Raw genomic sequence first — 15040 nt, 5'->3', positions numbered from 1 at the left:
TGGTGCGAATCCCTCCGCATGAGCTGGGGGGCGATCCGGTCGCACGCGCTGCGGTCGCTGCTCACGGTGCTCGGCATCCTCATCGGGATCGCGGCGGTCATCCTCACGGTCGGGCTCGGCCTCGGAACGCAGAAGGATGTGAGCGAGCAGATCAGTTCGCTCGGAAGCGACCTGCTCATCGTCACGCCGGGCTCGAGCACTGACAGTGCCGGCCTGCGCGGCGGTTTCGGCACGGCGACGACTCTCACGATCGCGGATGCCGAGGCTCTCGATTCGGATGTCAGCACCCCCGACATCACCGGGGTCGCCCCCGAATCGACTTCCCAGCTCTCCCTCGAGTCGGGCGACACCAACTGGAGCACCTCGGTCACGGGCACGACGACGTCGTGGCTCGACGTGCGCGATCGCGACCTCGTCTCGGGGGAGTTCTTCGACGAGGAGCAGTACACCGCGTCCGACGCGGTCGTCGTGATCGGGTCGACGACCGCCGACGAGTTGTTCGGCCGGGTGAACGTCGTCGGTCAGTCCGTCACGATCGACAGCACCGCGTTCGAGATCGTCGGCGTGCTCGCGTCTGCCGGATCCGACTCGTCGACCGACCTCGACGACGTCGCCGTCGTGCCGCACACCACGAACGCGGCCCTGCTCGTCGGGGGCTCGTCGACCACGAGCGTTTCGACCATCTACCTGCAGGCGGCGTCATCCGACCAACTGTCGGCGGCGTACCAGGAGGCCGAAGCGGTTCTTCTCAGCAGGCACGGCATCACCGATGCGGCGAGCGCCGACTTCACGATCAGCAGCCAAGACGCGCTCGTCAGCACGGCGACGGCGGTCTACGAGACGCTCACGATCCTGCTCACGGGCGTCGCGGGGCTCTCTCTCCTCGTCGGCGGCATCGGGGTCATGAACATCATGCTCGTCTCGGTGACCGAGCGCACGCGCGAGATCGGGCTTCGCAAGGCGCTCGGCGCCCCGCCGTGGGCGATCCGCCGCCAGTTCCTCGTCGAGGCCGCGATCCTCGGTCTGTCGGGAGGTCTTCTCGGTGCGGCGCTCGGGATCGCGGCCGCCCTCCTCCTCCCCCCGGTCATCAACAGTTCGATCGTCGTCTCCGGCCCCGCCGTCGCCCTGTCGATCGTCGTCGCTGTCGCGATCGGCCTCGTGTTCGGGGTCTACCCCGCCACGAGGGCGGCGCGGCTCGCGCCGATCGACGCCCTCAGAAGCGAATGACCACCCTCACCCCTTTCACCAGGAGCACACCATGACCCTCAGCCTCACCTCGAATACCCTTCGTCACCGCACGCGACGGCGTTCCGTCGCGATCACGCTCGCGGTCGCAGGCATGCTCGCGCTCTCGTCGTGCGCGGCAGCCGCGACATCCCCCGACGGCGCAGACACCTCGCCCGAGACGCTCCCCGACTCGAGCGACCGGGGAGGCATCTCGGGCGAGATCGCGGCGGCATCCGACGGTGTCCTTCAGGTGCAAGACACCGAGTCGCAGACGGCCGTGGCCTACACCGACGACACCGACATCACGGCGACGACCGACGGGTCGCTCGACGATGTCACCGTCGGGTCGTGCGTGACGGCCCTCCCTGCCGGGGAGCCCGGAGCCGAGAGGTCGGGCGACGACGGAGCGGATGACGGCGACACGGCCGCTGCCGACACCGCCGCGTTCGGCACGATCGCGATCACCGCCGCGACCGACGGCGAGTGCGGCTTCGGCGCGGGTGGGTTCGGCGGCGGGTTCGGTGGCGACGCCCCCGAAGGCCAAGAACCTCCGGAGGGCCAGGAGAGCCCCCCGGGCGCTTCCGGCGTGGGCGGCCCCACGTCGGGGCTCGTCACGGCGACCGAAGCGGGACTCATCACCGTCGAGACGACGGACGCCGACGGCGGAGTCGCCTCGGCGCGCATCGGCGTCGACGACAGCACGGCGTTCACCGTCACCGTGTCGACAGATGCCTCGGCCCTCGTCGTGGGCCAGTGCGTGGCCGCGCAAGGCGAGTCCGACGACTCCGGCGGTCTCGCGGCGGTGAGCATGACGGTGTCGGACCCGACGGAGAACGGATGCTCACTGGGCACCGGTCGCGCCCCGATGGGCGGCACCCCGGGAGACATGCCCGGTGCACCCGGCTTCAGCGAGAACGGCTCGAGCGAGAACGAGGCGGGCGATGAGTGACGCGACCCCCGTCGGTGGCGACGAGACCTCTCCCCCGCCCGCTGCACCTCTCGAACCGCGGTCAGCGAGGCAGCGGGCCACCGCCGGGCGGACGCGTTCCCGCATCGTCGCGATCGCGACCGTGACCGGAGTGCTGCTCGCCGCGGGCGGTGGCGTGGCCCTCGCCCTCGGTTCCGACTCGGCGGGCAACTACCGCACCGCCGACGCCGCCATCGGATCGGTCAGCGAGTCGCTCGCTCTCATGGGAACCGTCGCCTCGGCCGACCTGGCCGATGAGTCGTTCGGCGTCGACGGCACCGTCGCGAGTGTCGACGTCGCGGTCGGAGACACCGTGGCTGCCGGAGACACCCTCGCGACGATCGACCCCGAGGGTCTCGACGCCGCGGTCGCCAGCGCGGAGTCCGCTCTCGCGGCCGCGGAGCAGACCCTCGCCGACGACCTCGCGTCGCAGACCGGAACGGTGTCGAACACCTCGAGCGGCGACACGGGCACGACCGGCCAGGCGAGCTCCAGCACCCCGGCCGACCCGAGCACCCCCGCCAGCCCTGAACCCGAGCAACCGGAGGAGTCAGAGCCTCAGCAACCCGAGGCCTCGGATACGTCTGCCGAACCCTCCGCGGTAGTGACCGAGGCGACCGCCGCCGTCACCGCGGCGCAGGATGCCCTCCTCGCTGCGGTCGACGAGGCCGCAACAGCACTCGCGACGACGGAGCAGACGATCGTCTCGAGCGATTCGACGTGCTCCGCCTTTCTCGACGCGACCCTCGAGCCGGAAGAAGACGCCGGCGACGACACGGGCGACGGGGCCGAAGGGGGTGGGGCCGCAGACGAGGCGCCCGGCGACGACGGCGCCGATGCAGCCCTCATCGCCGCGCAAGGCGCCCTCGCCGAGTGTCAGTCCGCCATCGAACTCGTGCTCGCGGGTCAACACGAGGTCGACGATGCCCAGAACGCGATCCCCGACCTCGCGGCCTCCCTCGACGACGCGGTGACCGCGCTCCTCGCGGCCTACGCCGACGAGGCGATGGGCGCGAGCGGGGGTCTCGATGCAACGTCCGCTAGCGCGACTGCCACCACCACGAACACCACCGCCACCGCGACCCTCGCGACATCCGTCGTCACCCTCGACGACCCCGGCACGGAGTCGAACGACGCCACAACCGGCGGCTCGACGACTGGCGGCTCGACGACGGCCGCATCGGCGGAGACGATCCTCGCCGACCGCGCCGCCGTCGACGCTCTCGAAGCGGAACTGGCCCTCGCGACCGCGGACCTCGCGCTCGCGACCCTCACGAGCCCGATCGCGGGAACGGTCGCCGCGGTTTCCCTCGCCGAGGGGGATTCCGTGAGCGCGGGTTCGACCGACGCGGTCGTCAAGATCCTCGGCGACACCGGATACGTTGTCGAGTCGACCGTCACGCTCGCGAACATCGACCGCCTCGAGGTCGGCCAGACCGCGGATGTCTCGCTCGCGAGTTCCGGAACCGACCTCCCCGGCACGGTCTCTGCGATCGGTCTCTCCGATGTCTCGACGGATGCGAGCACCACGAGCTACGAGGTGACCCTCGCCCTCGAGCCTGCCGACGCGGGCACCCTCCTGAACGGCGCGAGCGCATCCGCCGTCGTCGCGGTCGAGACCGTGGATGACGCCGTGACGGTCCCGACATCCGCGGTGCACACCTCGGGGTCGTCGACCACGGTCGACGTCTTCGACGGCGACGTCGTCGAATCCGTCGAGGTCGAAACGGGGGCCGAGGGCACCGACACCGTCGAGATCGTCGACGGCATCGCCGCGGGCGACACCGTCGTGCTCGCCGACCTCGACGCCCCGATCGAGTCGGGAGAGGCGAGCGACGGCGACGCGGGTTCCTTCTCCGGCCTCGGGGGCACAGGCACAGGAGGCACGGGCGCGGGCCGGGCGGGCACGGGCGGCGGCACTCCCGCGGGGTGACCGCTCAGAACGGCCTCAGCCGAATAGGGCAGTATGGCAACCGAATTCTTTCCGTCTTTCGAACAGGACCTCTCTCCGTGGCTTCTCGCGATAACGATTCAACGCCCGTCCCGCCGTCTGCCCGCAAAGACCTCACCGTCAAGCAGCAACGCGAAGCACGGCGGGCCGAGAAGGTCGCCGCGCTCAAGAAGCAGCAGGCCAAAGAGAAGCGCAACCGCACGATCGGCATCACGGTCGGTGCCGTCGCGGCGGTCGCCGTGCTCGGCCTCGTGATCACCTCCGTCGTCACGAGCGGGCGTCCCGACGAACCGATCGCGGGCGTGCAGACGTTCGACGACCTCACCGCCACCCACGTCGACGGCACGGTCGACTACGCCCAGACCCCTCCGGCCGGCGGTGACCACAACGCCGCGTGGCTCAACTGCGGCATCTACGAGCAGCCGGTTCCGAACGAGAACGCCGTGCACTCCCTCGAGCACGGTGCCGTGTGGGTCACCTACGATGCGGATGCCCTCAGCACCGGCGACATCGAGGCCCTCCGCGAGGCGGTCCCCGAGACCTACTCCGTGCTCTCGCCGTTCGACGGCCTCCCCTCCCCCGTGGTCATCTCGGCGTGGGGTGCGCAACTCGAACTCGACGGTGTCGACGACCCGCGCATGGACGACTTCATCGACGAGTTCTGGCAGTCGCCCGACGCCCCCGAGCCCGGTGCGGCGTGTGTCCAGGGCGTCGACGCGCCCGGTCGGATCGCGTGACCGACCCGACAGCTCCCGTCGCGGTCGACCCCGGACCCGCCGACGACACCCGCCCGGCCGCGTCGTCGGGCCGCGGTCGCCGCGTTCTCGCCGCCGTCATCGCCGGCTCTCTCCTGCTCGCGGGCGGTCTCGCGATCGGTCGCCTGACCGCGGGTGGCGCCGCGACCCCCACGACGACGAGTGCCGAAGCCGGCTTCGCGCGCGACATGCAGACCCACCACCAGCAGGCCGTCGAGATGGCGATGATCATCCGCGAGGAGAGCGACGACCCCGCTGTGCTCTCACTCTCGTACGACATCGCCACCTCGCAAGCGCAGCAGGCGGGGCAGATGTTCGGCTGGTTGGCGTCGTGGGATCTGCCGCAGGCATCCCCCGAACCGTCGATGACCTGGATGACGCGACCCGCCCTCGACGGCGACGCCCACGATCACGGCGCCGACGACGCCGAGCACGTTCCGGGCGAACCGATGCCGGGGCTCGCGACGCGAGACCAGATCGTCGAGCTCTCCGAAGCTGAGGGAGACGAGGCGGACACCCTCTTTCTCGAGCTCATGATCGCGCACCACGAGGGCGGTATCGAGATGGCCAACGCCGTGCTCGATCGCTCGACCAACCCCGTCGTGCTGCCCCTCGCCCGCGGCATCGTGTTCGTGCAGCAGGGCGAGCTCGACTACATGACCGAGCTTCTCGAGCGGAACCCGGGCGACACCGGCGACTGAGCCGACGACTGACCCGACGAGCCCGCCTCCCGCGCCAGCGCGCCCGGCAATCGCAGCTCGACGGTCTCGCTCCTCACCTCAGCCTTCCGACGCGCTCGGCGCGCTCGGCGCGCTCGGCGCGCTCGGCACCTGCTGGCGGTACAACCCCGCGTAGACGCCGCCGAGCCTCACGAGTTCGTCGTGCGTTCCGCGCTCGACGATGCGGCCGCCGTCGACAACGAAGATCACGTCGGCCTCGACGATCGTCGAGAGCCTGTGGGCGATCGCGATCGTCGTGCGCCCCCGCGCCGCAGTGTCGAGAGCCTGCTGCACGATGCGCTCCGAGTTGGAGTCGAGGGCGCTCGTCGCCTCGTCGAGGATGAGCACGGCGGGGTCTTTGAGCAGCACGCGCGCGATCGCGATGCGCTGCTTCTCCCCGCCAGACAGCCGGTAGCCGCGCTCGCCCACGACCGTGTCGTAGCCGTCGGGAAACGACGCGATGGTCGCGTGGATGTTCGCGGCTCGCGTGGCGGCCTCGAGCTCGGCGTCGGTCGCATCCGGCTTCGCGTATCGCAGGTTCTCGCCGATCGACGCGTGGAACAGGTAGGTCTCCTGACTCACGATCCCGATCGTCGACACGAGGGAGTTCTGCGTGAGGTCGCGCACGTCGTCGCCCGCATAGAGGATGCGACCGCCCGACACCTCGTGCAGTCGAGGGATGAGGTAGGAGACCGTCGTCTTGCCCGCGCCCGACGGCCCGACGAAGGCCGCGTACTGTCCGGGCTCGATGTCGAAGCTCAGGCCTTTGAGCGTCGGCGGCGTGTCGTCGCCCGAGTCGGGGTAGGTGAACACGACGTCGTCGAAGACCACACGGCCGAGCTGCGACTCGTCGACGTCGCGCGCACCGGGCCGGTCGACGATCGCGGGCCGCAAGTCGAGGTACTCGAAGATGCGCGCGAAGAGAGCCGACGACGTCTGCAGGTCGAGCGCCACGCGCATGAGGCCGAGAAGCGGCCACATGAGTCTCGCTTGCACCGTCGTGAATGCGACGATCGTGCCGGCCGTGATGGGCACGTCGCCGAGGAGCAGGAACGCCGAGACGAGGTAGACGATCGCCGGGATCACGGCGAGGAAGATCTGCACGAGGGCGAAGAACCACTGGCCGCTCATCTGCAGCCGCACCTGCAGGCCCACCTGGGTGTCGTTCTCGCCGCTGTAGCGCGCGATCTCGGCGCGCTGCTGCGTGAAGCTCTTGGCGAGCAGGATGCCGGAGACCGAGAGCGTCTCCTGGGTGATCGCGGTCATGTCGCTGAGCGACTCTTGCGTCTTCGTCGCGATGCGAGCGCGCACCTGACCGACGCGACGCTGCGCGATCACGAGCACGGGCATGAGCACGACGGCCACGAGCGTGAGCTGCCACGAGAGCACGAGCATCGAGATGAACGCCGCGATCACGGTCACGGTGTTGCCGAGCACGCTCGAGACGGTGTTGGTGAGCACGCCCGCGACACCGCCGACGTCGTTCTGCAGTCGGGACTGGATGACGCCCGTCTTCGTCTTGGTGAAGAACGCGAGCTCCATGCGCTGCAAGTGGCTGAACAGTTTGACCCTGAGCGACCCCATCACGGCGTTGCCGACGGTCGCCGTGAGCCAGGTCTGCCACACACCGAGGGCGGCGCTCGCGATGTAGATCGCGATCATGAGCCCGACGAGTTCGGCGAGCAGCGGCACGTCGGGCCCGCCGGCCGGAAACAGCCCCTCGTCGAAGGCGCGCTGCGTGAGCAGCGGGGGTAGCACCGTGAGTCCCGCACCGACGATCACGAGGGTGATCGTGAGGGCGAGCGCCCGCTTGTGCGGCGCGAAGAGGGTCCCGATGCGGCGCAGCAGGTGTGGGATGCGGGGCGCACTCGCGTTCTCTTCACGCTGCGCCGCGGCATCCCCGCCGCTCACCCGACCCCCGCGGCTACCGCCTCGCATTCCACTCACTCCGTCACCCTATGCGGGCGGCGCCGCACGCTCACCGAGAGCGCGCCCCGCTCGTCGCGTTGCGCGCCCGCCCCCGTCGTGCTGCGCGCCCCACCCACATCCGCCGCCCCCATCGGCACCCGCCGCCCACATTGAGGCAGCGAATGCCAAAACGACCAGCGGATGCGCGCGGCTACCCCCCGAGCGACCACCCGCGCCGCATCCGTCCACGCCGAACCGCCCGCCCGTCGCCTTGCGCGCCCCGCCCGACATCCGCCGCCCTTATCGGCACCCGCCGCCCACATTTGCGCGGCGGGTGCCGAAACAACGAGCGCATGCGCCGGCTACCCGCCGAGCGACCACCCGCGCCGCATCCGTCCACGCCGGACGACCCGCCCGTCGCGTTACGAGCCCCGCCCGACATCCGCCGCCCCTATCCGCACCCGCCGCCCACATTTGCGCGGCGGGTGCCGAAATGACCAGCGGATGCGCGCGGCGACCGCGCGGCGCCGCCCCGCGATCAGCCCTTCGTCGACCCCGCGAGGAGTCCGCGCACGAAGTACCGCTGCAGCGCGAAGAACACGATGAGCGGCACGAGGATCGAGATGAATGCTCCCGCGGTGAGGAGGTTCCAGTCCTGACCCCGGCTTCCCGTGATCTCGGCGAGCAGTTTGGTCATCGGAGCGACCGCGCCGTCGGCGAAGATGAGCGCCACGAGCAAGTCGTTCCACACCCACAGGAACTGGAAGATCGCGAACGACGCGATAGCGGGCATGCTCAGCGGGAGCACGATACGGAAGAAGATCTGTCCGTGGCTCGCGCCGTCGACCCTCGCCGCCTCGATGACCTCGCCCGGGATCTCCGAGACGAAGTTGTGGAGAAGGAAGATCGCGAGGGGGAGCGCGAAGATCGTGTGGGCGATCCACACTTGCGCGTATCCGCCGCTCGCCCCGAGCCCCGCGAAGATCTGGAAGTCGCCGACGCTCAAGCCCCGCGAGAACAGGCTCAGCAACGGGATGAGTGCCATCTGCAGCGGCACGATCTGCAGAGCGAAGACCCCGATGAAGATCCAGTTCTTGCCTTTGAAGTCGATCCACGCGAATGCGTAGGCCGCGAGCGTCGCGATGATGAGCGGAAAGATCGTCGCCGGGATGGTGATCGCGAGCGAGTTGATGAACGCCCCCGCGAGGTTGAGCTGGCTGTTGCCCGCCGCGAGAACCGCCGTGTAGTTGTCGAACGTGAACCCGGGGTTCTGGAAGATCGTCCACCACCCCGTCGAGTTCACGAGACCGGCGGGACGGAACGAGGAGACGAACAGACCGAACGTCGGGAGCGTCCAGAGCAGCGCGATGATGAGCGCGGCGATCGTGGCGCCCCGGCTCGTGAGCCGCTTCTTGGTGCGCCCGCTCGCGGTGGCGGTGTCGGCCTTGACACCGCGCTCGAGCCGACGCTTGGTCTGCGCGTCGACGGGAATGGTGACGGGTGTCGCGGCGCTCATCGGATCTCCCTCTGCAGCTTCAGTTGACGTGCGTTGTAGACGACGATCGGCAGCACGAGCAGGAACAGCACCACGGCGAACGCCGATGCCCTGCCGTATTCGAAGGTCGTGAATTGGGTGTACATCTCGTTGGCGATCACGCTCGTGTCATTGGCACCCGCGGTCATCGTGCGCACGATGTCGAAGACTTTGAGCGAGGCGATCGAGATCGTCGTGAGAACGACCACGAGAGACGATCGGATGCCGGGCACCGTCACGTTGCGGAAGCGCTGCCACGCGTTCGTGCCGTCGAGCTCGGCCGCTTCGAGCTGCTCGACCGGCACGCCCTTGATCGCCGCCGAGAGGATGACCATCGCGAACCCGGTCTGCACCCAGATGAGCACGACGATGAGAAAGAACGTGTTCCACGGAGCTTCGGAGAGGAACGCGATGGGCTGGCCACCGAAGAGCACGACGATCTGGTTGAGCAGACCGATCTGCTCTTGACCCTCCGGCCTCGCGGTGTAGACGAAACGCCAGATGATCGACGCCCCGACGAACGAGATCGCCATGGGCATGAAGACGAGGATCTTGAAGTATTTCTCGCCGCGCGACTTGTCGATGAAGACGGCGTAGGCGAGGCCGAAGATCGTCGACGCGAGCGGCGCGACGAGAACCCACACGATCGTGTTGAGCACGGTGCGGATGCCCGACGGCTGCGTGAAGATCCAGATGAAGTTGTCGAGGCCGACGAAGTTGCCGCGACTCGAGAAGAACGAGTCGATCGTCGTCTTGACGGTGGGGTAGATGAGCCCGATCGCCAGCAGCAGGATGGCGGGGGCGAGGAAGCCGACGAGCTGGAAGAGGTAACCCGACCCCTTCTTCGACCGGTAGTCGAGCCAGAAGAACACGGCTCCGAGTACCGCGGCGACGGCTGCGGCGAGCACGATCGACCCGAGCACGAGAAACAGCACGGCGGGGGCGAGCACGCACACCGCGAGGCGGATGCCCGTGTAGAGCTTCCCGGACCGCGGCGCGATGTCGATGAGGAAGACGAGGAGTGAGATGACCGCGAGGAACGCGATCACCACGACGGGGATCTGGGCGAGTGACGGGAGCCCGGTCACCCACTGGAGGAAATCTGACATGAAAAGCCTTTCGAGCACGACGCTGGACTCTGATGGTGGGGTGGTCGCCCACCTCCGATGGTGGCACCACTCCGGTTCGAGAGTCGGGAGCCGGGGGAACTCGCGTTCCCCCGGCCCCGGATCACTCGTTTAGGCGACTGCTCTCGCTACTCGCCCGAGGGCCACGCGGCGTCGATGGCCGAGAGCACCTCGTCGCTCGACGCACCGTTGATCCAGTCGACCATTCCCGTGAAGAACGCGGCCGAACCGACAGCACCGGGCATGAGGTCCGATGCATCGAATCGGAAGGTCGTCTCGGGGTCCTGCAGGATGCCGATGGCCTCCTGGAGGATGGGGCTCGACGCGCTCTCCGGGTCGAGTCCCGTGTTGGCGCTGATCACTCCGCCGAGCGAGACGCGGCTGTTGGCCCACTCGGGGCTCGACAGGTACTCCTGCACGGCGATGGTGTCTTCGTCGTTCGAGAACGCCGCGACGATCTCGCCGCCACCGGTCACCGCGTTGCTGCCCTCTTCGACGGCCGGGGTGATGAAGGCCCAGATGTCTTCGTCGGGTCCGACGGTCGCGTTGCCGTTGTCGGGGTCCTGGATGAAGCCGTCGAAGAACGACGCCTGGTGGTGGAGAGCGCACTCGCCGGTGCCGAGCACGCGGGCGGCGTCACCGAACGGGGTCGTGTTGATGGAGCGCACGTCGCCGAGGCCCGCGTTCACGTAATCCGGGTTGAGGAGGATCTCGCCGACCGTGTCGAGTGCTTCCTTGATCTGCGGGTCGCTGAACTCGACGTCGTGGCTCACCCAGTCGTCGTAGACATCCGGGCCCGCCTGACGCAGGACCATGTCTTCGACCCAGTCGGTTCCCGGCCATCCGGTCGCGGCGTCGGAACCGAACCCTGCACACCACGGCGGGGCGCCGAGGTCGGACTCCGCTTGCTCGGTGAGCTCGAGGAGTCCGTCGAGGGTCGTCGGCACCTCCCAGCCGTTCTCTTCGAACTGCGAGGGGGAGTACCAGATGAAGCCTTTGATGCTCGCCATGAGCGGCGCTCCGTAGAGGGTGTCGCCCACGGTGCCGTAGCTCGCCCAGTCTTCGGACCAGAACTCGTCGACGTTCGCCGCCACACCTTCGGGCGCGGGCTGAACGAGGTCGCGGCTCGCGAGGTCGCCGAGGAGCCCGGGCTGGGGGAAGATCGCGAGGTCGGGCGGGTTGCCGCCCTGGGTGCGGATGCCGATCTGAGCTTCGAACTCCTGGCTTCCCTCGTACTGGATCTCGATGTCGTTCTCGGCCTCCCAGTCGGCCCACGACTCCTCGAGCAGTTCGGCCTCGGTGTCGATGATGGTGCCGTAGACGGTGACGACACCGTCGGCGTCTCCGAAGTCTCCGGGGCCGGATGACGCGCCACCGCCTTCGCTCGAACAACCGGCGAGCGCGAGCCCTCCGACGACGGCGATGGCCAGTGGGGCTGTGAAACGGCGGTGCAGGGGTGAACGCATTGCTCCTCCTCATTGAGGTTTGTGACCCGTCACGGGTCCGGGTGGTCGATCGGTCGCGGTCCGCCGGCGTCGAGCACTCGACGCTGGAACCGGTTCCACCGCTCAAGCTACGGCACGGCCGATCGGTCGGCAAGCACTCTCGGGGCGTCGGCGCCTAACGTTTGCGTCACGTCGCCCGATCCTTATGGGATCGGTTCCATCCGCTTCGGTCACGGCCTAGGCTGACGGTTCAGGACACGAACCAATGGAGGTCGAGACCCTGTGAGCGCTATCGCCGACGTCGCCAGACTCGCTGGAGTCTCGAAGTCGACGGCATCCCGCGCACTCAGCGGGCGCGGTGCGGTGTCGCCAGAAACCCGTTCGCGCGTCGAGTCGGCGGCTTCGCAAATCGGCTATGTCGTCTCCTCGAACGCCGCGAGCCTCGTCACCGGCCGCACGCGCAACGTCGGTGTCGTCGTGCCCTACGTCAACCGCTGGTTCTTCGGCGACGTTCTCGAAGGCATCGAAGCGGCCCTCATCGGCGCGGGCTACGACCTCACGCTCTACCGCCTCACGAGCGACGACGAGCAGCGTCGACGCATCTTCGACTACTTCCTCGTGCGCAAACGGGTCGATGCCGTCATCGCGATCGGCATCGAGCTCTCGAGCGACGAGGTGCGCATGCTCAGGCTGCTGCGCAAACCGCTCGTGGGCATCGGCGGTGACATCCCCGGCGTCGCGACGCTGAGCATCGACGACGTCGCGGCATCCCGCTTCGTCACCGATCATCTCATCGGGCTCGGGCACTCGCGCATCCTGCACCTGGGCGGGGAGCACATCGAGCAGATGGATGTGCGCGTGCACGAGCAGCGCCTCGCCGGGTTCCGCTCCGCGATGGCCAGTGCCGGGCTCGGACCCCACGCCTCGGTCGCTTTCGTCCCGTTCTCGATCGAGGGCGGGTACCGCGGCGCCCTCACCGCTCTCGCCGACCCCGCAACGCGTCCGACCGCGATCGTCGCGGCGTGCGACGAGATCGCGATCGGCGTCATCGTCGCCGCGCGCGAACTCGGCATCAGCGTGCCGTCGAGACTCTCGGTCGTGGGCATCGACGGGCATCCCCTCGCCGAGATGTTCGCCCTCACGACCCTCGAGCAGAAGCCCGCGGCGCACGGTCTCCTCGCCGTCGAGCACGTGCTCGACCGGCTCGCGGGCGGTGAACCGGGCGACACGGCCCGCAGGGTCATGCCCGCGACCCTCGCGATGCGCGGGTCGACCACGGCGCCGCCGATCGAGACGGGCAGCGGCGCGGGTGTCGCCCCGACAGTGAGGCCCCTGACCGGCGGTCCGTCACCAGAGAGTGCGTCCGCCGGTCAAGCAACCCGATCCGGTGCGGTTCTCTCCGGCTAGCCAGAGGGTAAGGCTGTCTAGACGCGCACTACAGGGGTACACGCAGTCGGGGCCGCGGTACGGAGAACAGGGGTTCGAGGTGGGGGGTGTCCTCATTATGGTGGACTCCTCGCCCGCGACGCAATACTCTGATATTCGCGATCCCCGCCTGCAGATGTCCACTCGAGCTCACCCCCGGAGCGATCGAGGCGGAAGTTCGCGAAAGCCGTATTCCCGACATCCCCCGGTGCCGGGAGCAACCCGATACGGCAGTCAGGCCTGCCGTGCATCGCTCCCCCTACCCCGAACCCGACCCTTTCGAGAGGTCGCCTGAACAGCTCGTGCGCGCGGGCGAAGTCGCCACCGCCGCCGAACTCATCGCGTCGCGGTGGACCTCGGTGTCGACCACGCAGGGCGCGCGGGTGCGCTCGATCATCAGCGAGCTCCCCGAGTCGCTGTGGGCAGACGACCCGCGGATGCTCGCGGCCATGGGGGCGAGCTATCGCTCCGTGGGCTCACCGAGCCGGTCGGCCGCCCTCCCCTGGTTCCGCGCGGCCGAAGCGAAGGCGCGCGAGCGCGGGGCGCCCTCGGTCGACACCGCTGACATCCTCACGCACCACGCGGCGGCGTTGCGTTCCCTCGGCCGGGTGGACGCCGCCGCGCGCACCGCCCAATCCGCCCTCGACATCCTCGAGGGTGACGACGGCGTGCCCCCGCGCCGCATCCGTGCGCACGCCTCGGCGGCCGTGCAGATCGGGCTCGCGCGCGTGCACGAGGGGCGCTGGGCCGACGCCGTCGAGGTCTTGCGGCTCGCCCTCGGTCTCGCCGACACGGCACTCACGCGGTCGGAAGTCGTCGAATGCCTGTCGGGCTTGAGCGTCGCGGCGTTCTTCGCGGGCGACCTCGACGCCGCATCGACCTACGTCGATCGCGCGCGGTCGACGGCGGAGGGCTCCGGACTGCTCGACAGCCAGTTCGGCGCGGGCGCGCTCGCCGTCGAGACTCTCGTCGCCGTCGAGCGCAACGAGTTCGCTGTCGCCCGCGAACTCGCTCCGCGCGCACTCGACGCCGCCTTCGACACCGACTGGAACCCCCTCGCGCACTACGCGTCGGCGTGTCTCGCCGTGATCGGGGGCGGGCACCTCGAGGGGCTCGACCAGGTGCGTCGCACCCTCGAGGCCCTCTCCTCGTGGGCGGGCGCACCCTTCCTCGCCACGCACGCCCGCGTGCTCCGCGGCGAGCTACTCATGAGGCTCGGCGAATTCCGGGCCGCGCTCGCGACCCTCGACACGGTGACCCCGAGCGCCCTCCACGCGGTGTGCCCCGCGCGGTTCGTCGCGGGCATCCGCTACAAAGCGGGGGACTACGAGGGGTGCCTCGCCGCCCTCGCCGCGTGCCTCGACCTCGGCGACGCCCACTCGGCGACGACGGTCGTCGACGTGCACGTGCTCGCCGCCGCCGCACACCTCGACCTCGGCGACACGGTCGCGAGCGACCTCGCGTTCGACCGCGCTCTCCTCTCCGCCGCGGGAACGAGCATCCGCACCGGGTTCCTCCTCGTGTCGACCGCGACCCTCGGTCGACTGCTCTCGCGGGCGGCCGATCGCAATCAGCCCGTGAGGGTCCACGCGGTCCTCGACGCCGTGAGCGCGGATGCCGGCACCACACCTCACGGTGCGCTCGAGCCCCTGAGCGACCGCGAGCTCGATATCGCCGCCCAGTTGCTCCACGACAAGACGGTGAGCCAGATCGCGGGGGCTCTGTTCATCTCGACGAACACCGTCAAGACCCACGTGCGGAGCATCTACCGCAAGCTCGCGGCATCCAATCGCAAGGAGGCCGTGCGGAGAGTGCGCGAACTCGGGCTCGCGAAAGGCACCGACGAGCCTGCACGCGAGGATCCGCCGCGCACCGAGCTCCCGGTCGACGAGGTCACACGCGACCACCCCGCGCTCGAGGTGCGCAAGATCACCCCCGACTAACCCCGGCCCGGCCTTTACGCACTCGGCACGACAGTGCTG

Annotated in this window: 11 protein-coding genes; 7 read left to right on the top strand and 4 right to left on the bottom strand. The window is 69.3% G+C overall.

Annotated elements, in window-relative coordinates; translation table 11 throughout:
- Window positions 1–18: 18 nt before the first annotated feature.
- The 5 genes from ACLHG5_RS13595 (at window position 19) to ACLHG5_RS13575 (ending at window position 5601) form a co-directional block, all read left to right on the top strand.
- Window positions 19–1227: an ABC transporter permease gene (locus ACLHG5_RS13595; RefSeq protein WP_411319130.1), complete on the top strand. Its 1209-nt coding sequence runs from the start codon at window positions 19–21 to the stop codon at window positions 1225–1227.
- 31 nt (window positions 1228–1258) lie between these two features.
- Complete coding sequence (locus ACLHG5_RS13590; RefSeq protein ID WP_411319129.1) at window positions 1259–2176, top strand: hypothetical protein; 918 nt, start codon at window positions 1259–1261, stop codon at window positions 2174–2176.
- Window positions 2169–4127, top strand: coding sequence for an HlyD family efflux transporter periplasmic adaptor subunit (locus tag ACLHG5_RS13585; protein WP_411319128.1), 1959 nt, complete (start codon window positions 2169–2171; stop codon window positions 4125–4127). The genes ACLHG5_RS13590 and ACLHG5_RS13585 overlap by 8 nt, the downstream gene beginning before the upstream one ends.
- A gap of 77 nt (window positions 4128–4204) precedes the next feature.
- Window positions 4205–4882: a DUF3105 domain-containing protein gene (locus tag ACLHG5_RS13580; RefSeq protein ID WP_411319127.1), complete on the top strand. Its 678-nt coding sequence runs from the start codon at window positions 4205–4207 to the stop codon at window positions 4880–4882.
- Complete coding sequence (locus ACLHG5_RS13575; protein ID WP_411319126.1) at window positions 4879–5601, top strand: DUF305 domain-containing protein; 723 nt, start codon at window positions 4879–4881, stop codon at window positions 5599–5601. The genes ACLHG5_RS13580 and ACLHG5_RS13575 overlap by 4 nt, the downstream gene beginning before the upstream one ends.
- A gap of 78 nt (window positions 5602–5679) precedes the next feature.
- On the opposite strand, the gene ACLHG5_RS13570 is transcribed toward ACLHG5_RS13575, so the two are convergent.
- The 4 genes from ACLHG5_RS13570 to ACLHG5_RS13555 all read right to left on the bottom strand — a co-directional run bounded on the left by ACLHG5_RS13570 (window position 5680) and on the right by ACLHG5_RS13555 (window position 11654).
- Window positions 5680–7557: an ABC transporter ATP-binding protein gene (locus ACLHG5_RS13570; protein ID WP_411319161.1), complete on the bottom strand. Its 1878-nt coding sequence runs from the start codon at window positions 7555–7557 to the stop codon at window positions 5680–5682.
- A gap of 508 nt (window positions 7558–8065) precedes the next feature.
- Window positions 8066–9043, bottom strand: a complete 978-nt coding sequence (locus ACLHG5_RS13565; RefSeq protein WP_411316390.1) for a carbohydrate ABC transporter permease — start codon at window positions 9041–9043, stop codon at window positions 8066–8068.
- The gene (locus tag ACLHG5_RS13560) at window positions 9040–10170 is read right to left on the bottom strand and encodes a carbohydrate ABC transporter permease (RefSeq protein WP_411316391.1); all 1131 of its coding nucleotides are present in this window, start codon (window positions 10168–10170) and stop codon (window positions 9040–9042) included. The genes ACLHG5_RS13565 and ACLHG5_RS13560 overlap by 4 nt, the downstream gene beginning before the upstream one ends.
- A 146-nt stretch (window positions 10171–10316) precedes the next feature.
- Window positions 10317–11654 (bottom strand): ABC transporter substrate-binding protein, encoded by a 1338-nt coding sequence (locus ACLHG5_RS13555; RefSeq protein WP_411316392.1) that lies wholly within the window; start codon window positions 11652–11654, stop codon window positions 10317–10319.
- A 261-nt stretch (window positions 11655–11915) separates the two neighbouring features.
- On the opposite strand from ACLHG5_RS13555, the gene ACLHG5_RS13550 reads away from it, so the two are divergent.
- Together ACLHG5_RS13550 and ACLHG5_RS13545 are read left to right on the top strand one after the other, a co-directional pair.
- Window positions 11916–13040, top strand: coding sequence for a LacI family DNA-binding transcriptional regulator (locus ACLHG5_RS13550; protein ID WP_411319125.1), 1125 nt, complete (start codon window positions 11916–11918; stop codon window positions 13038–13040).
- A 263-nt stretch (window positions 13041–13303) separates the two neighbouring features.
- Window positions 13304–15001: a LuxR C-terminal-related transcriptional regulator gene (locus tag ACLHG5_RS13545; RefSeq protein WP_411316394.1), complete on the top strand. Its 1698-nt coding sequence runs from the start codon at window positions 13304–13306 to the stop codon at window positions 14999–15001.
- Window positions 15002–15040: the final 39 nt, after the last annotated feature.

This window comes from Marisediminicola sp. LYQ85, assembly GCF_046600695.1.
Classification (GTDB): domain Bacteria; phylum Actinomycetota; class Actinomycetes; order Actinomycetales; family Microbacteriaceae; genus Marisediminicola.
The sequence above is the reverse complement of the archived record's forward strand: the minus strand, read 5'-3'. Positions and strand labels throughout refer to the sequence as shown.